Annotated in this window: 14 protein-coding genes; all 14 read right to left on the bottom strand. The window is 70.6% G+C overall.

From position 1 onward, the window contains the following. Positions 1-44 precede the first annotated feature (44 nt). The 14 genes from Strain318_RS06440 to rsmH all read right to left on the bottom strand — a co-directional run bounded on the left by Strain318_RS06440 (position 45) and on the right by rsmH (position 17,134). A complete protein-coding gene (locus tag Strain318_RS06440) occupies positions 45-1,301 on the bottom strand; it encodes a M23 family metallopeptidase (protein WP_367887687.1) in 1,257 nt (418 codons plus the stop codon). Beyond that, a complete protein-coding gene (gene ftsZ / locus Strain318_RS06435; protein ID WP_367887686.1) occupies positions 1,298-2,494 on the bottom strand; it encodes a cell division protein FtsZ in 1,197 nt (398 codons plus the stop codon). Before ftsZ ends, Strain318_RS06440 begins: the two co-directional genes overlap by 4 nt. Before the next feature lie 352 nt (positions 2,495-2,846). Beyond that, positions 2,847-4,115: a cell division protein FtsA gene (gene ftsA / locus Strain318_RS06430; RefSeq protein WP_367887685.1), complete on the bottom strand. Its 1,269-nt coding sequence runs from the start codon at positions 4,113-4,115 to the stop codon at positions 2,847-2,849. After that, entirely contained in the window at positions 4,112-4,747 is a 636-nt protein-coding gene (locus Strain318_RS06425; protein ID WP_367887684.1) for a cell division protein FtsQ/DivIB, read from the bottom strand. The genes ftsA and Strain318_RS06425 overlap by 4 nt, the downstream gene beginning before the upstream one ends. Positions 4,748-4,853: 106 nt before the next feature. After that, entirely contained in the window at positions 4,854-6,230 is a 1,377-nt protein-coding gene (gene murC / locus Strain318_RS06420) for a UDP-N-acetylmuramate--L-alanine ligase (RefSeq protein WP_367887683.1), read from the bottom strand. A 3-nt stretch (positions 6,231-6,233) separates the two neighbouring features. Beyond that, on the bottom strand, positions 6,234-7,319 hold the full coding sequence (locus tag Strain318_RS06415) for a UDP-N-acetylglucosamine--N-acetylmuramyl-(pentapeptide) pyrophosphoryl-undecaprenol N-acetylglucosamine transferase (protein WP_367887682.1): 1,086 nt from the start codon (positions 7,317-7,319) through the stop codon (positions 6,234-6,236). Next, a complete protein-coding gene (locus Strain318_RS06410) occupies positions 7,316-8,548 on the bottom strand; it encodes an FtsW/RodA/SpoVE family cell cycle protein (protein ID WP_367887681.1) in 1,233 nt (410 codons plus the stop codon). Before Strain318_RS06410 ends, Strain318_RS06415 begins: the two co-directional genes overlap by 4 nt. Further along, positions 8,545-9,945 carry a UDP-N-acetylmuramoyl-L-alanine--D-glutamate ligase gene (gene murD, locus Strain318_RS06405; protein ID WP_367887680.1) on the bottom strand — a complete coding sequence of 467 codons (1,401 nt, stop codon included), beginning with the start codon at positions 9,943-9,945 and terminating at the stop codon, positions 8,545-8,547. Before murD ends, Strain318_RS06410 begins: the two co-directional genes overlap by 4 nt. Beyond that, entirely contained in the window at positions 9,945-11,078 is a 1,134-nt protein-coding gene (gene mraY, locus Strain318_RS06400; protein WP_367887679.1) for a phospho-N-acetylmuramoyl-pentapeptide-transferase, read from the bottom strand. Before mraY ends, murD begins: the two co-directional genes overlap by 1 nt. Continuing rightward, a complete protein-coding gene (locus Strain318_RS06395) occupies positions 11,079-12,422 on the bottom strand; it encodes a UDP-N-acetylmuramoyl-tripeptide--D-alanyl-D-alanine ligase (protein ID WP_367887678.1) in 1,344 nt (447 codons plus the stop codon). Continuing rightward, positions 12,422-13,900 carry a UDP-N-acetylmuramoyl-L-alanyl-D-glutamate--2,6-diaminopimelate ligase gene (locus Strain318_RS06390; protein WP_367887677.1) on the bottom strand — a complete coding sequence of 493 codons (1,479 nt, stop codon included), beginning with the start codon at positions 13,898-13,900 and terminating at the stop codon, positions 12,422-12,424. Before Strain318_RS06390 ends, Strain318_RS06395 begins: the two co-directional genes overlap by 1 nt. Beyond that, positions 13,897-15,864 carry a penicillin-binding transpeptidase domain-containing protein gene (locus Strain318_RS06385; protein WP_367887676.1) on the bottom strand — a complete coding sequence of 656 codons (1,968 nt, stop codon included), beginning with the start codon at positions 15,862-15,864 and terminating at the stop codon, positions 13,897-13,899. Before Strain318_RS06385 ends, Strain318_RS06390 begins: the two co-directional genes overlap by 4 nt. After that, complete coding sequence (locus Strain318_RS06380) at positions 15,861-16,151, bottom strand: FtsB/FtsL family cell division protein (protein ID WP_367887675.1); 291 nt, start codon at positions 16,149-16,151, stop codon at positions 15,861-15,863. The genes Strain318_RS06385 and Strain318_RS06380 overlap by 4 nt, the downstream gene beginning before the upstream one ends. A 2-nt stretch (positions 16,152-16,153) precedes the next feature. Next, positions 16,154-17,134, bottom strand: coding sequence for a 16S rRNA (cytosine(1402)-N(4))-methyltransferase RsmH (gene rsmH / locus Strain318_RS06375; protein ID WP_367887674.1), 981 nt, complete (start codon positions 17,132-17,134; stop codon positions 16,154-16,156). Positions 17,135-17,248 lie beyond the last annotated feature (114 nt).

Here is a 17,248-nt window from a genome sequence, read left to right as displayed (position 1 = left end):
GATGCAGGAGCCGCACGCCCTGCGCCGCGCGAACGCGGCCGGCGTCAGTTGCCGAGTGCGCGGACGATGCCGGCCGGCTGCTCGAGCGCGAAGCTCACACCGTCGCGCACGGCCTCGAACTGCGCGAACGCGCTGCCGGTGAGCGCGGGACCGGCCTCGGCCGTGGCGAGGGCTCGCCGCGGGTCGCGATGCACGCCGCCGATCAGCACCTCGAAATGCAGGTGCGGCGCCGTCGAGAGGCCCGTGGAGCCCACGTAGGCGATTTCCTCGCCGATCGACACGCGTGCGCCGCGCCGGATGCCCTTGGCGAATCCACGCAGATGCGCGTAGCGCGTCACCATGCCGTTGATGTGACGCAGCTCGACCACGTTGCCGTAGCCGCCGCGGGTGCCGGCGAAGATCACCGTGCCGTCACCGATCGCGCGCACCGGCGTGCCCGCGTTGGCGGCGTAGTCCATGCCCTGGTGGGCGCGCATGGTCCCGAGGATCGGGTGCCGACGGCGGCCGAAGTTGCTGGAGATGCGGCGGAACTGCAGCGGCGCGCGCAGGAAGGTCGCGGCCAGCGAGCGGCCGCGCTCGTCGTAGTAGCGGACGCGCCCGTCGGGCTGGACCATGCGATACGCCTGGATCTCCGTGCCCGCGCGCTGCAGGCCGGCGGCGATCACCGTGCCGATCTTCATCGTGCCGTCCGGCGCGATGTGGCGTTCGAACAGCGCGCGCACCTGGTCGCCCTGCTGCAGCTCGCGCGACATGTCGATCTTGTACTCGTAGATGTCGGCGATCGCCCAGGCGAGTTCGTCGCGGGCGCGGCCCGCGAGCAGCGAATCCGAGCCTTCGCCGATGGCCTGATAGAGGTGCTCACGCACGGTGCCACGCAGCAGCACCGTATCCACCGTCCAGGGGAGCACTTCTTCGGTGGCCGCCCAGCTGTCGCCGCTGCGGGCGACGCGCATGATGCGGTCCACGGCGAGGCGGAAGCGGATTTCCTGCGGACGGCTGTCGGTGGTGTCGCCGCGCAGCTCGACGGGCATGCCCGCCGGGATGCGGCGCGGATTCAGCGGCGTCGCGCGGACGACATTCGACGCCTCGGTGTTCGAGAGCCCACGGCGGGCGAGCAGCCCCGTGAGGGTCTCCCCGCGCCCCAGCGTGTCGTGCTGCGTCCACGGCTGCAGGTCGGGCGCGGCCATGTCGCCGAAGAGCACGCGCGGGTCGCCGAACTTCGGGGTGGGCAGGCGCAACGCGGCGATCGCGAGCCCCGCGACCACCGCGCCGAAGAGGAGCCGCGTCGCGCGCGGGCTCAATCCATCTGTCTCCGAATGAACGTCGGGATCTCGAGGTCGCTGAGATCCTCCAACGGGCGCGCCGACGACGGACGGGGCCGCGCGGCGGGAACGGCGTTGCCGCCGGCGGCAGGCGACGCGGGCGAGCCCGGCGCGACCGGGCGCGGCGCACGCGCCGCGGGGTCGAGCGGAATCACCGGCGTGCCGCTCGACGACGCGCGGCTGCCGATGACCGGCGGCTGCGAGGCGGCGCGCTTGCTGAAGCCCGTCGCGATGACCGTGACGCGGACCTCGCCCTGCATGGCCGGTTCCGGCACGGCGCCGAAGATGATCTCGGCCTCCTCGCCCACGGCTTCCTTGACCACGTTGGCGATCGCCGTGACTTCATCGAGCGTCGCGTCGAGGCCCGACGTGATGTTGATGAGTACGCCACGCGCCCCGCCGATCGACACGTTGTCGAGCAGCGGGCTCTCGATCGCCATGCGCGCCGCGTCCACGGCGCGATTCTCGCCGCGACCGATGCCGGTGCCCATGATCGCCGAGCCGCCGTCCTTCATGACCGTGCGCACGTCGGCGAAGTCCACGTTCACCAAGCCGGCCTTCGTGATGATGCCCGAGATGCCGCCCGTGGCCTGCAGCAGCACTTCATCGGCCTTCTTGAGCGCGTCCTGGAACGGGATGCCCTTGCCGACCACGGCGAGCAGGCGCTCGTTGGGCACGACGATCATCGTGTCCACGTGCTTGGCCATCTCGGCGATGCCCTCGTCGGCCTGGCGCATGCGCTTGCGGCCTTCGAAGAGGAAGGGCTTGGTGACGATGCCGACGGTGAGGGAGCCCTGCTCGCGGGCGAGTTCGCAGACGATGGGAGCGGCCCCGGTGCCCGTACCGCCGCCCATGCCGCAGGTCACGAAGACGAGGTCGGCGCCGGCGATGGCGCGGGACACTTCGTCGCGGTTCTCCTCGATCGCCTGACGCCCGATTTCCGGGCGGGCGCCGGCGCCGAGGCCGCGCGTGAGCTTCTTGCCGATCTGGATCTTCACATCCGACTTCGAGTTGAGCAGCGCCTGCGCGTCGGTGTTCACGGAGATGAACTCCACGCCGTCGAGCTGCTCCTCGATCATGCGGTTCACCGCATTGCCACCGCCGCCGCCGACGCCGACGACCTTCATGCGGGCGTGCTGGGCGTTGGGTTCTTCGAATTCGAAGAGGCTCATATGCTGGGCGGAAGGCTGGAGACGGATGGTGACCGAGCGACCGGACTCAGGGGCGGAAATATATCGCGCCTGAGGCCTCGCTTACAGGCGAATGACGAGTCAGCGGGGCGGCAGGATACGGGGCGGCGCATCGAGGCCGAATCCACCGCCGGGCCATGGCGGACATATTTGTGATGCAGCGAGGAACGGCCTTCACCACGAAGGCACGAAGACACAAGGGAACTCACTTCGGGACATTCGAGCATGACTTTGGGGGTCCGCACCGAAATCTCGGCGCGGACCCCCAAGCAATTTATGCGGCGCGTCCGACAGTTTCCTTCGTGTCTTCGTGCCTTCGTGGTAAACGGCCGCCCTAGAACCAGTCCTGCAACCAGGTCTTGAACCGCTGCGCCATCGAGTCCATGCTCGGGCCCGCATTGCCGAGGGTGAGGCGCCGCCCCTTCCCCTGGCTGCCGCCGATCGCCACGCGGTGCGCCCCGTACTGCACGAGGCCCGTCACCACGCTGAAGCGCGGGCTCTGGATGCTGTCGGCCAAGCCGCCCAGCAGCTCGCCCGGCGCACCGATGCGCGCGCCGAGGCCGAACACATCCGCCGCGAGCAAGTCGGTGCCCGGCTGCGCCGCCGCGCCGCCCGTCACCACCACACCCGCCGCCAGCTTGCTCACGAGGTGATGCTCCTCGAGGTCCCGCAGGACCATCTCGAAGATCTCCTGCGTCCGCTGATGGATGATGTGCGCCAGGAGTTCGCGCGGGATCTCGCGATCGCCCTGCGCACCCGTGCTCGGCAGCTTGATGGTCTCGCCCGTGTTCTTCACGATCGGCTCGTAGGCTGCGCCGTACTGCTCCTTCAGGCGCTCGGCGTCGAGCGCCGTCACGCCGAGGCCGTGCACGATGTCGCTGGTGACGTTCAGGCCACCGAAGCCGATCGTACCCAAGTGGCGAATCTTGCCTTCGTGGAACACCGCGAGGTCCGTGGTGCCCGCGCCGATCTCCACCAGCGCCACACCGAGCTCCTTCTCCTCGTCGGTGAGCACGCTGAGCGCCGAGGCCAGGGGCTCGAGCACGAGTTCGCCCACCTTGTAGCCGGCGCGCTCGACGGCCTTGCGCAGGTTCATCGCCGGCGAGGAGCCGATCGTGACGAGGTACATCTCCGTCTCGAGGCGCGTCCCGATCATGCCGACCGGATCGCGCACGCCCTGGTTCTTGTCGACCGTGTATTCCTGCGGGATCGCGTGGATGAGCTCGCGGTCCTGCGGGATGGGCTGCGCCCGGGCGACGGCATTCGCGCGGTCCACGTCGGCGCGCGTGATCTCGTGGCCCGTCACCGACGCGATGCCCTTGGAGGTCATCGCCTGCACGTGCTCGCCGGCGATACCCGCGTACACCGTCTCGACGCGCGCGCCCGCCATCCGCTCGGCGTCCTGCATCGCCTTGGTGATGCTGCGCTGCGTTTCTTCGATGTCGGCGACGACGCCTTTGCGCAGGCCCGTGGTGCGGGCCTGGCCGACGCCGAGGATGTTCACGGACGGATGCTTCGGCAGGTCCCCCACGACCTCTGCGATCACCGCAGTGGTCTTGGCGGATCCGATGTCGAGGCCGGCGACGAGACGGTCGAGGTTCATGGGCTCTGGAGGCGGACGATCACCTGATCACGGAAACGCAGGTCGAGTTCGCGCGGGCGCCAGTTGCGGCGCGTCGCGTCGAGCTCCACCGGGAGCACCTCGCCCAAGCGCGCGGCACGGACCGCGCTATCGGCGAGGATGCGGAACTCGGGAAGCTCGAAGACGATCTCCCCGCGCCCAGCCCGGCGCACCTCGCTCACCCGAGCGAACAGCGCCGGCTCCTCGGCCTGCGTCTCCGCCAGGAGGCGAAGCAACAGGGAATCCTTGCGCGCGAGCACCGGCAGGTCCACGTCGATGCGCGTGGGATCCACCGGCAGCGAGTCCCCGTCGGCATCGACGACAATCAGCCCCCGCGGCGTGTTCACCAGCGCCACCGGCGGATTCTCCGTCACGATCACGACGAGGGTCCCGGGAAGCTTGCGCTTGATGCGCACTGCGCGCACCTGGGCATGCTCCGCGACCCGCGCTTCGAGCGGCGATACGTCGTCCCAGACGGACGCGAGCGTATCGACCCTCAACCGCGAAACGATTTCGTCGGGGGTGGCGTAACGCAGGCCTTCGATCTCGACGCGGCGCACGCGGAAGAAATCCATCGAGCGCAGCAACGCGCGTCCCCAGAATGGGGAAGACACGACCGCAAGCAGAATTGTGATGCGCGTGATCCGCCGCAGGACCCGCCGCCACTTGGGCAGCTCCGGCGCATGCACCGGACCGACGGGGCCGCGGGCGTCGTCCACGCTATCCCTTGAGCGCGCGCATGAGTTCCGGGCCCGTCTTCGTGATGTCCCCCGCCCCGATCGTGAGCACGATGTCGCCGTCCTGCGCTTCCGCCCGGAGCGCCGCCGCCAAGGCATCGCGCGGCCCCATCCAGCGCGGCGGCAACCCGCGGCGCTGCATCGCGTCGGCAATCAACTGGCTCGTCACGCCCTCGATCGGCTTCTCCCGCGCCGGATAGATGTCGGCGAGGAACACGAGGTCCGCCGAAGCCAGCGCGTCCCCGAAGTCTCCCGCGAAGTCGCGCGTGCGGGAATACAGGTGCGGCTGGAAGGCGGCGAGGATGCGGCGATTCGGAAACGCCTCGCGCGCCGCCGTCAGCGTGGCGCGCAGCTCCGTCGGGTGGTGCGCGTAATCATCCACCACCTCGATGCCCTGCACGAGCCCCAAGCGCTCGAAGCGGCGCTCCGCGCCGACGAACGCCGCCAAGCCCGGCGCCATCTGCTCGACGCTCAGCGCCCAGGGGCCGATTCCGCAGGCCAGCGCCGCGAGCGCGTTGCGCACGTTGTGCTGCCCCGGCACGCGCAGGCGCACTTCGCCCACCGGCTTGCCGTCGTACTTCACCTGGAACACCGAGCCGCCGTGTTCGATGCGGATGTCGTGCGCGACGAGCCGCGCGTCGGGGCTGGTGATGCCGTAGCGAATCACTTCCGCCGTCGCCGGACTCGGCAGCGCATTCGCGCCCGGATCGTCGGCGCAGAGCACCACGTAGCGCGCACGCCGCACGTACTCGCTGAAGGTGGCGGTGATGTCGGCGAGGTCGGCGTAGATGTCGAGGTGATCCGCCTCGACGTTCGTCACCACCGCGACGGTCGGCCAGAGGGCCAGGAACGACCGATCGTACTCGTCCGCTTCCACCACGAACACGTCGTGCCCGCCGCGCGAGAGGTTGCCGCCCCAACTGCGGACGCGCGCGCCGACCACGCCCGTCGGCGCCTTGCCCGCCGCGGCCAGCGCCTCGGTGGTCATCACCGTCGTCGTGCTCTTGCCGTGCGTGCCGGCGATGCCGATCAGCATGCCGCCGGCGGTGGCCTCGGCCAGCGCCTCCGCGCGACGGATGACCGGGATGCCGAGCTGCTTGGCGGCCAGCAGTTCCGGATGATCCTTCGGCACCGCACTCGTCACCACCAACGCGCGGCAGCCGGCGAGGTGCGCCGCGTCGTGGCCTTGCACCACCGGAATGCCCAGCGCTGCGAGATCGGCGGCTCCGGCGGGATTCTGGTCGCAGCCCGTGACCACCGCGCCCCGGCGCTGCGCGAGTTCAGCCAACGCGGACATCCCCGCACCGGCGATTCCCATGAAGTGCACGGGCCGCGCGTCAGCGGCGTCGAGAAGCGGCATGCCTCAAAGATATGCGGCGACGTGCCGCGCGATCTCGGCGGCCGCCTGCGGCCGACCGCGACCCTTCGCGGCGGCGGCCATCGCCGAGCGGCGCGCCGGGTCGCCGAGCAACGCGACGACCTCGCGTTCCAACCGCGCCACGCTGAGCTCAGCCTGCGGCAGGCAGACCGCCGCCCCCGCCGCCTCCAGCACGCGCGCGTTCGCCGTCTGGTGATCGTTCGCCGCGCTCGGCAACGGCACGATCACGCTCGGGATGCCCCAGGCGCAGAGCTCACTCGTGCCCATCATCCCACCGCGCACCAGCGCCACATCCGCCGTGGCGTACGCCTCGGCGATGGGGTTCAGGTAGGGCAGCACGCGCACGTCGGCGCGGTCGAGCTGCTTGAACCCGTCGTACTGCCCTTTGCCGGTGGCCCACAGGATGCAGAGCCCCGCGGGAATGCCCTGCTCCACCCACGCCGCCACGGCTTGGTTGATGGCGCGTGCGCCCTGCGAGCCGCCGAAGACGAGGAGCACCGTCGCGTGGGCGGGGAATCCCCAGCGCGCCCGCGCCTCCGCGCGCGCCGGGACGATGTCCGCCGGCGGTTCGATCGGATTGCCGGTGTGCCGGTACACGCCGCGCCCGCGCGGGAGGTAGCGCTCGGCCTCCGGGAAGCCGAGGTAGCTCTCGCGCGTGAAGCGCGCGCCCCAGCGGGCGGTGATGCCGGGGATCGCGTCGCCGATGTGCTGCACGGCGGGAATGCCGCGGCGCCAGGCCCACAGCAGCGCGAGGCCGGCCGCGTAGCCGCCGGTCCCGACGACGAGCTTCGGCGGTCGTGCACGCGCCGCTGCATCCAGCTTGGCCCAGCTGGCCATCGCGCCGCGCAGCGTGCGCCAGTTCTTCCACACCTGGGGCCGATACAGCGGGTGCAGGTCCAGCAGCAGGTGCGGGAACTCCGTCGTCGGCAACACGTCGCGCTCGATGCCGCGCAGAGCGCCCACGAAGAAGGGCTGCACCTCGCGGCGGTCGCGCAGCAAGGCGCGCGCGATGGCGAGGCCGGGATACAGATGCCCGCCCGTGCCGCCGCCGGAGAACCAAACGTGCGTCACCGCCGCGTCATCGGATCGGTCGCCGCGTCACCGTGCACGCGCTCCGCCTGACTGCCGATGTTCAGCAGGATGCCGGTCGTGAGCAGCGAGAGCAGGATGTTCGAGCGGCCGTAGGAGATGAACGGCAGCGTGAGCCCCGTCGTCGGCAGCAGGCCGATGACGACGCCGATGTGCAGGTACGCCGTGATCACCGTGGTGACGGTGATGCCCAGGGCGACCAACTGCGTGAATGGCGAGCGCGCCTGCTTCGCGATGCGAAACCCGAGCCAGCCCCAGAGCGCAAAGAGCAGCGTGACGCCGCACAGGCCCACGAACCCCCACTCCTCGCCGATGTTGCTGCCGATGAAGTCGTTGTACGGCAGCGGCAGGAATCCGTACTGCTGGCGTCCCTGTCCGAAGCCCACGCCGAAGAGCCCGCCCGAGCCGACGGCAATCAGCGACTGCGTGAGCTGGTAGTTCACCTCGGCCTCGGCGCCGGCGGCGCCCGTGAATCCGAGGAGCCGGCGCATGATGTACTCGAGGCGGTTGATCTCGCTCCACACGACCGGCATCGCGAGCGCGCCAAGGAACACGAAATGCCCGATGCGTGCCCCGGCGGCGAAGAGCATCGTGCCCATCACCAGCGCGTAGAACAGGATGACCGAGAAGTCCGGCTGCAGCGCCGCGAAGAGGCTGAGCACGCCGAGGATGATCCCGAACGGCATCAGCCCCTTGGTGAGGCGCTTGAGGCCGTCTTCGCCGCCCTTCTTCACGATGAGCATGGCCGTCCAGATCACGACGGCCAACTTCGCGAACTCCGAGGGCTGGATCGACCCGCCCATGAGGAAGCGGCGCGAGCCATTGATGCGCGGCGCAATCCGCTCGAGACCGGGCATCACCGTCAGCAGCATCGTGAAGATGGCCAGGCCCATGATCGGCCACGCGTAGTCGCGCCAGCGATCGGCGTCCCACTTGGCGAGCACCGCGAGTGCCACGACGCCCACAGCCACGCCCGTGAGCTGCCGGTAGAGGAAGAACCAGCTGTCGCGTCCATCCTGCACCGCCACGATGGAGCTGGCGGAGTACAAGGTGGCGAGGCCGAACACCAAGATGGTCGCCGTGAGCACGACGAGGATGCGGGCCTCGAGCGTCATCCGCCAGCGCACGCGTTCCCGGCTGACGCTGCGCGTGCCGCGGGCCGGCGTGCCCGCGGTGCCCGACGGCGCGAAGACGTCGCCGACGACGGTCATCGCGACGCCATCGCGCGGAAGGTCGCGCCGCGCTCTTCGTAGTTGTTGAACATGTCGTAGCTCGAACAGGCGGGAGACAGCAGGATCGCGTCACCCGGCGCGGCGAGCGCACGGGCCTTCGCGAGGACCGTATCGAAAGACGATCCGCCCCGCTCCACGGGCACGTGGCCGGTGAGATCCGCGACGACGAGGTCTTCAGCTTCCCCATACGCGACCACGGCCTTCACGCGGCCGCGCATCACGTCCAGCAGGTTGGAATAGGGTTCGCCCTTGTGACGTCCGCCGAGGAGCAACACGGTCGGCCGCTCCATGCCGGCGATCGCCACGCGAGAGGCGCCGACGTTTGTCGCCTTGGAATCATTGATCCACAGTACGCCATCGAACTCGCCCACCTTCTCCAGCCGATGCGGTGGCGCGACGAAGCTGCGCAGGCCGGACGCCAGCCGGGCGCGGCCGTCCGCGCTGCGCGCCTCGGGCAGCGCGCTGTGCACCGCCAGCGCGGCGGTGAGCGCATTGGCGACGTTGTGCAGCCCGAGCAGCGGGAATTCGTCTCGCGCAAGCAGGCGCTCACCGGCCAGCATGAGCCAGCGTGCGTCCGCGTCGTACCAGGCGTCGGTATCGCGCCGCTCGACGCTGAAGGTCTTCGCGTCGCCCCGAACCGTCGCGGTGCGTCGCATGACCTCGGCGTCGTCGCGGTTCACCACGCGGACGCTGAGCCCATCGAGGTTCCGGAACAGGCGGTCCTTGTCGCGATAGTAGCTCTCGAGGTCCGGATAGCGATCCAGATGGTCGGGCGCGAGGTTGGTCAGCACCGCGACGGCCGGCTTCACGCTGGGGGTATCGGCGAGCTGGAACGAACTCAGTTCCAGCGAGATCCATGCCGGGAGCGCCTCGCGCAGCGCGATCTCGCTGAGTGGCGTGCCGATGTTGCCGGCCTCTTCGGCGTTTACGCCGACCGCCGACAGCAGCTGCGCGACCATCGCCGTGACGGTGGTCTTGCCGTTGGTCCCGGTGATGCCGATGTAGCGTACGCTCGCCGGCAGGTGGTGCAACGCCAGCTCGACCTCGCTGATGATTGGCACGCCGGCCTCGCGGGCCGCGCGCAGGGGCGGAACATCGGGTGGTACGCCCGGGCTCACGACCACGACTCCAGCCTTCGCGATGCGCGCCAGGTCGTGCCCGCCCAGCTGCACGTCGATGCCCTCGGTGCGCAGCGCATCGGCGAGCGGCGTGAGCTTGGCGCCGGCGCCCGCGTCCGACGCGTAGACGGCGACGCCCGCCGCGCGCAGCAAGCGCGCCGCCGCGGCCCCGCTCCGTCCCACGCCGACGACTGCGGCTTCCCGCCCCGCCGCCGCGAGCGCGGCCACCGGACCCGACGCCTGCAGCACGCGCGGCATCAGCGGATCTTGAGCGTCGAGAGCGCCACGAAGGCGCAGAGGATCCCGATGATCCAGAACCGCACCACCACCTGGGTCTCCGGCCAGCCCTTGAGCTCGAAATGGTGGTGGATCGGCGCGCGCAAGAATACGCGGTTCTTCTGCGCGAACTCTAGGCCGAAGCGCCGCTTCCGCCACTTGAACGCCGAGCGCTGGATCACCACCGAGAACGTCTCGGCCACGAACACGCCGCCGACGATCACGAGCAGGAACTCGCTCTTGAGCAGGATCGCCACCGCGCCCAGCGATCCGCCCAGCGCGAGCGAACCCGTGTCGCCCATGAAGACTTCCGCGGGATGCGCGTTGTACCAGAGGAAGCCCACCGCCGCGCCGAAGACCGCCGAGCAGAACACCGTCAGTTCGCCGGCGCCGCGCAGGTAGATGAGACCCAGGTACTCCGAGGCGTCGAAGCGTCCCATGACGTAGGCGAACATCGCCATCGTGAGCATGGCGATGGCCATCAACCCGGCGGCGAGCCCATCGAGGCCGTCGGTGAGGTTCACGGCGTTGCTGAAGCCCGTCATCACGAACGTCACGAAGGGCACGTACAGCCACGCGACGGTGAAGTTCATGAGCACGTACTTGTAGAACGGCAGCGTGGTGCTGGCGCCGGGCAGGTTGTTGATCGGGTGCTGCCAGAGGTAGAAGCCCAGCGCGAGGCCGATGGTGACCTGCCCCGCCAGCTTGTAGCGCTCCACCAGTCCGCGGTTCTCCTTGCCTTCCCGCTTCTGCTTGAGCTTCAGGTAGTCATCGAGGAAGCCGATGGCGCCCATGAGCACGGTCACGCCGAGGGCGAGCCACACATACTTGGAGCGCAGTTGCATCCAGAGCAGCGTCGAGGTGACGACCGCGGCGAGGATGATCAGCCCGCCCATCGTCGGCGTCTTCCCCTTGCCGGCATGCGTGTCCGGCGTGCCCGCGCGCACCACCTGGTGCACCTGCATGCCGCGCAGCCGCGCGAGGATCCACGGCCCGACCACGAAACAGACGAGCAGCGAGGTGATCGCCGCCCCCGCCGCGCGGAACGAGATGTAGCGGAAGATGTTGAAGCCGCTCTCGTACTGCGTCAGCGGGAGAAGGAACTCGTACAGCATTCAGGTCGTCGCCCAGGTCGTCAGGAAAGGCAGGAGTCGTTCGAGCTTCACGCCGCGCGAAGCCTTGAGCAGGATGGCCGCGTCGGGCGCGAGGCGCGGCTGCAGCTGTGGCCAGAGATCGTCCACATCCGTGACCGTGAGCACACGGGTCGGCTCACCGAGCGCCTGCAGCGGCGCGGCGAACTCCCCGATGCCCACGATCAACTCCGCCCCGCTCGCCAACGCCGCTTCCGCCACCTCGCGATGCGCCCGTTCGGCGGCAACGCCGAGTTCACGCATCGTGCCCAGCACCGCCACCCGTTGACGCCCCGCGCCCACGTCTCGCAACAGCGCCAGCGCCGCGCGCGCCGAACCCGGGTTGCTGTTGTAGCAGTCATTCACCAAGAGCGCGCGTCCGAGCGGCCCGACCGCCGACCGCATCGGCGGCTGCGGCATCGCCGCGATGCCTGCTGCCGCCTGCGCGAGCGGCACGCCGAACTCGCGCGCCACGGCCAGGGCAAGCATCGCGTTGCGGAGGTTGTGCGCGCCAGGCAGCGGCACCGTCACGCGAACGCCCTCGACCTCACACCAGCCCGTGCCATCGGCCTGCAGCCCGTAGGCCGTCGCGCGGTAGTCTCCAGCGTCCAGTCCGGCCGTCACCACGCGGCCGGCGCGTGCCGTCGCCTCGCGCACGACCTCGGGCTCATCCGCCGGCACCACCACCAGCGGCACCCCGTCGCAGAAACTCATCTCCTCGGCCATCACGCCCGCGAGGTCGCCGAAGCCTTCGAGGTGTTCCTCCTGCACCGTCGTCACCACCACGACGTCGGGCCGGATGATGCCGCGGAGGATGGCCATCTCGCCGGGCTCGTTGGTGCCGGCCTCGATCACGGCGACATCGGCCGCCTCTGCGAGCGCCAGGAGCGTCTGCGGTACGCCGATCTGGTTGTTCAGGTTGCCGCTCGTCGCGTGCACCTCGTATACACTGCCCAGCGCGGCCTTGAGCAACTCCTTGCTGCTCGTCTTGCCGTTGCTGCCGCCCACCGCGATCGCCGGCTTCGCCCAGGCGTCCCGCCAGTAGCGGGCAAGCTGGCCGAGGGCGCTGCGCGTATCTGGCACCTCGAGCACGGGCACGCCGGACCGTGGCGCACGGCGGGCATCGGAGACGACCAGCACCGACGCCCCCGCCGCGATCGCCGCGTCGAGATGGTCGTGCCCGTCGAAGCGCTCGCCGCTCAGCGCCAGGAAGCAGGCGCCAGCGCCGAGCGTGCGGGTATCGGTGGAAATGGCGGCAATCGGGAGGTCGTCGTATTGACCGGCGACGCCCACGGCGCGCGCGATACGCGCGAGGGTCCAGAACGGCATCAGGGAGGGGTCCGGCGGAGCGTGGGGAGCAACTCCCGCACGATAGCGGCTTCGTCAAACGGATACGAGGTGGTCCCGCGGATCTGATAGGTCTCGTGGCCCTTGCCCGCGAGCAGCACGACGTCGCGCGCGGGGTCGGCGAGCTGCATCGCATGGGCGATGGCGGCGCGACGGTCTTCGATGCGGTCGTAGGTCCCGGCGGCCAGCGGCGCGCAGACGTCGTCCAAGATGCGCTCGGGATCCTCGGTGCGTGGATTGTCGCTCGTCACCACCACGTGGTCCGCGCCGTCGCGCGCCGCGAGGGCCATCAGCGGACGCTTGCCGCGGTCGCGATCGCCGCCGCAGCCGAACACGCAGATCAGGCGACCCGGCGTGAACGGCCGCAACGCCGCCAGGGCGCGCTGCAGGGCATCGGGCGTGTGCGCGTAGTCGCGCAGGACGGTCGGGCCTTCGGCGAGCAGCTCCAGGCGTCCGGGCACCTGCGGCGCCGTCGTGAGCTTCATGGCGATCGTCTCGAAGGGCACGCCGACGGCGAGCGCCGCCGCGGCCGCCGCCAAGGCATTCGCGACGTTGAAATCCCCGATCAACGGCAGCACCACGGGGCGCGACGCTTGGCCGTGCCGCAGCAACCACGCCGAGCCTCGCGGCGTGTAGCGCACATCCTCGGCGCGGACGTCGGCGCCGCTGGCGAGGCCAAAGCGTACGACACGACGCGTGGCGGGCAGCCCATCCCACCAGCGATCATCGGCGTTGCTGACAATGGCCCCGTCCGCCGCCACGAGATCCACCAACTTCGCCTTCGCCGCGAAGTAGGCCTCCATCGTGCCGTGATAATCCAAGTGATCGCGCGTGAGGTTGGTGAACACGGCGGCCGCGAAGCTGAGTCCGCCGACACGCTGCTGGTCCAGCGCATGCGAGCTAACTTCCATGGCGATCCGCCGCACGCCGGCGTCCACGAGCGCGCGCAGCAGGCGCTGCAGCTCGATCGGGCCCGGCGTGGTGAGGCCAGAGCCGCCGGGAAACGGGGTGCCGTCGCCGAGCAGTACGCCGAGCGTGCCGATGCTCGCCGCAGGCGCGTCCGGCGCATCGAGGAGGTGGCGCAGCAGGTTGACCGTCGTCGTCTTGCCGTTCGTGCCCGTGACGCCGACCAACTGCAGCGCCAGCGCCGGCTCACCGTAGAATGCCGCCGCAGCCGCCGCTGCAGCAGCGCGTGTGTCGCGCACGGCCAGCGCCGGCAGCGCGGTGCGCGCGTCCGCGGCGACGATCGCCATCGCCGCTCCCGCGGACTGCACCTGCGGCAGATAGTCGTGCCCGTCGCGCTGCGCGCCGCGCACGGCCACGAAGCAAGCGCCGGGCTCCGCACGACGGCTGTCGTCCGTGATGGCCGTGACGGATTCGGGCAGCGTCCCCCGCACTTCGACCAGCAGGCCCGCGCGCGTCAGTGCGTCGCGAAGCGTGTCGGTCGCGACCACCGTCATCGCTCGTTCCCCAGGCGCACCACGGAGCCCGAGCGGAGGAGCGTGCCCGGCGCGGGCTGCACGCCGCCGCCCTGCACCAGCTGCACACGGAATCCGGCGCGGTGCAGTTCACGCACCGCGCGGCGCGTGGGCAGCCCGCGCACATCGGGCACGGCGCGAGTCGTGACCACCGCTTCGGCGGGTTCGGCCTCCTTGCCCAGCTCCACCACGTAGGCCGGCGCGGCGCGCTCCGCCTCCGCGTCGGCCGCCGCGACGGCCCGCAGGCTGTCGGCGCGGCGCCCCGAATCCGGCGTGCGGCGCTTCGGTGCCTCGGCCAACTGCGTGCGGTTCAAGGCGGCATCGCGTGCGGCGATGGCCGCCTCGAGCACCACCTTACTCACCGGCGCCGCCACCCGACCGCCGTAGTACGCGCCGGCGGTTGGGTTGTCGATCTTCACGAGGATCACGTATTGCGGGTCATCCGCGGGAAACAACCCCACGAAGCTCGCCGTGTACGCCCCCGCGGCGTAGCCGCGGCCATCCGCGGAGGTGCGCCGCGCCGTACCCGACTTGCCCGCTACCTCGAAGGTGTTGAGGTCCGCGCCTGTGGCCGTGCCGCCGGCGACCACGTCGCGCAGCAGGTCGCGCATGCCGCGCGCCGTCTGCTCGCTCATCATGCGTCGCACCACGCGCCGCTCGGCCTTCCAGACGGCGCGGCCATCGGGGTCGCGGATCTCGCGCACCAACTGCGGCTCGATGAGCACGCCGCCGTTCGCGAAGGCCGCATATGCAGCGGCCAACTGCACCGGCGTCACCGAGAGTTCGTAGCCCATCGCCAGCGAGGCGCGTGACGTGCCCGACCACTGCGTCACGGGATACAAGCGTCCCGGCGACTCGCTGGGATACGGCAATCCCGTCGTGGTGCCGAAGCCCGCGTCGCGCAGCGCCTCGTATTGCTCGCGCGCGCTCAGGCGCTCGTTGAACTGCACGATCCCGATATTCGACGACTGCTGGATCACCTCGGCGAAGCTCATCGCGCGCGCCTTGTGCACGTCGCGGATGGTGCGGCCGTTGTTGCGCCACTCGCCATTGTACGTCGGCACGGAATCCTGCAGGCGCACACGACCGCGCTCGAGCAGTGCCGCCGCGATGAACGGCTTCACCGTGGAGCCCGGTTCATAGGGCTCCGTGAGCGCCGTCGCTCCCGTCGTGGCGGCGCCGGCACGCCGGCTGGCCAGCGCGCGGATCTCGCCAGTATGCGGATCGAGGATGACGATGTCGCCGCCGCTCGCATCCATCTGCGAGACCGCCTGCGCCAGCGCCCGCTCGGCGATGTCTTGCAAGCCTTGGTTGAGCGTAAGTACCACGCTGTGCCCGTTCACCGGCGCGCTGCCCTGCTCCTCCGGCGACTCCATGCGCCGGCCGCGACCGTCGCGCAGCAGCGCCCGGCTTCCCGGGCGGCCGCGCAGCAGCGAGTCGAGGGCCGCTTCCACGCCGCCGACGGCGTTGCCGCGCGCATCGAGCGTGCCGAGCAGGCGGCGCAGGCCGTCCGTCGGCGGCGCCACGCGCTCGATCGATTCCGTCGGGTGCACGCCGCGCATCGCCATCGCATCGGCGACGTCGGTGCTCAGGTACTGCCCCGGCAGCTCCACCCATTTGCGCTTTGGGTCGAGCACACGTTGCACGAAGGATTCGGGCACGCGCTCGCGGCGCAGGATCTGCGCCAGCTCCTGCGGCTTGCGCAGTTCGTTGGGCGCCACGGCCAGGCGCACCACGGCGCGACTCTGCACCAGCACCTGCCCGGAGGCATCGAGGATCGCGCCGCGCACCGCCGGCACCTCGGCGCTCGCGACTTGCTGGCCGCGCGCGCGGTCGCGCCAGCGGTCCGCCTGCCCGAGCTGCACCCATGCGGCACGCCCGACCAGCGCCACCGCGAAGCACACGAAGGCGCCGTGCACGACGCCGACGCGGCTGATCTTGATCACGGACGCGGCGTCGCCCGGTCGGGGCGCGGGATGATGATCACGAGGCTCTCTGGTGGAATGCGCATGCCCAGCTGCTGTTCGGCGATCGGCGCGAGCTTCGCCCGGCTCGAAGCGTCTCGGATGGCGCCCTCGAGGGCCGCTTCCTGTGCTTCGAGAGCCATACGCTGCTCGTCGAGTTCGCGGAGTTCCTTGGCTTGGGCGATGCCCAGGCTCCGCCTCCATATGACGCCCGTCGCCACCACAAAGAAACCGAGCAGGGCCAGCGCAATCACGGTCCGTCCGCGCATGCTCAGCGACCTCCGTGTGCGGGGGGAGCCGCCGCCGCGCGCCGCCACACGCGCAGGTGCGCGCTGCGCGCCCGCGGATTCGCCGCCACCTCAGCGTCGCCCGCCAGGATCGGCTTCCGCGTCACTTGGTCCCCCAGTGCCACGCCGCCACAGGTGCAGATCGGCTGCCGCGGCGGGCAAGTGCAGGCCGTGCTCCAGTCGCGGAACAGATGCTTGACGACCCGATCCTCACCCGAGTGATACGCAATCACCGCCATCACACCGCCCGGACGCAGGCGCTCGCGCAGCGTCACGAGGCCGCGCGACAAGCCGCCGAGTTCGTCGTTGACCGCGATGCGGACGGCTTGGAAAAGCCGCGCGAAGTCCGCCGGCCCGGAGCGCGGGCCGAGCACCGCGCGGATGGCGCCCACCAAGTCATCGCTCGTCGCGAACGGCCGCCGTGCGCGCCGATGCACGATCTCCTTGGCGAGACGTCGCGCCTTCGGCTCGTCGCCCGCCTCCTTGAACACCTGCGCGAGTTCGGCCTCGTCGCTCTCGTTGAGCCAGTCGGCCGCGGTCATCGGCGCATCGGCATCCATGCGCATGTCGAGCGTCACGCCCTCGCGGAACGAGAAGCCGCGCGCGTCGTCGTCGAGCTGGCGCGAGCTCACGCCGAGATCGAGCAGGATGCCATCGAAGCGTTCGCCCGCCAGCGCCGCCACGTCGTCGATGGCATCGTGATTGCCCTGCACCGGCATGAACGTCCCCTGCCGCTCGAACGCCGCGAGCCGAGCCCGCGCGATCGCCAGCGCCGAGGCATCGCGATCGAGCCCCGTCACGCGATGCCCGCGCTGCAGCAGGGCTTCGCTGTGCCCACCGCCACCCAAGGTGCCGTCGAGCACGTGCGGACACTCCGCCAGCGCGGCGCAGACCTCGGCCACCAGCACGGGCGCGTGCCAGTCGCTGTCGTGGGCGCCGAGGGGCGGCGTGCGGGAAGTCGTCACGCGTGAAAGATGTCACCGCGCAGCGTGGCGCCGAAGGGCCGGTGTGACGACAACGCCCGGAACGACGAAGCCCGCCGTCGCATCGCGACGGCGGGCTTCGTGCACCGGCGAGGC

The sequence above is a fragment of the Pseudogemmatithrix spongiicola genome, from assembly GCF_030623445.1.
In the GTDB taxonomy this organism is placed as follows: Bacteria; Gemmatimonadota; Gemmatimonadetes; order Gemmatimonadales; family Gemmatimonadaceae; genus Pseudogemmatithrix; species Pseudogemmatithrix spongiicola.
Note: the sequence above shows the minus strand (reverse complement) of the source record. Positions and strands in the feature narration are given on the sequence as shown.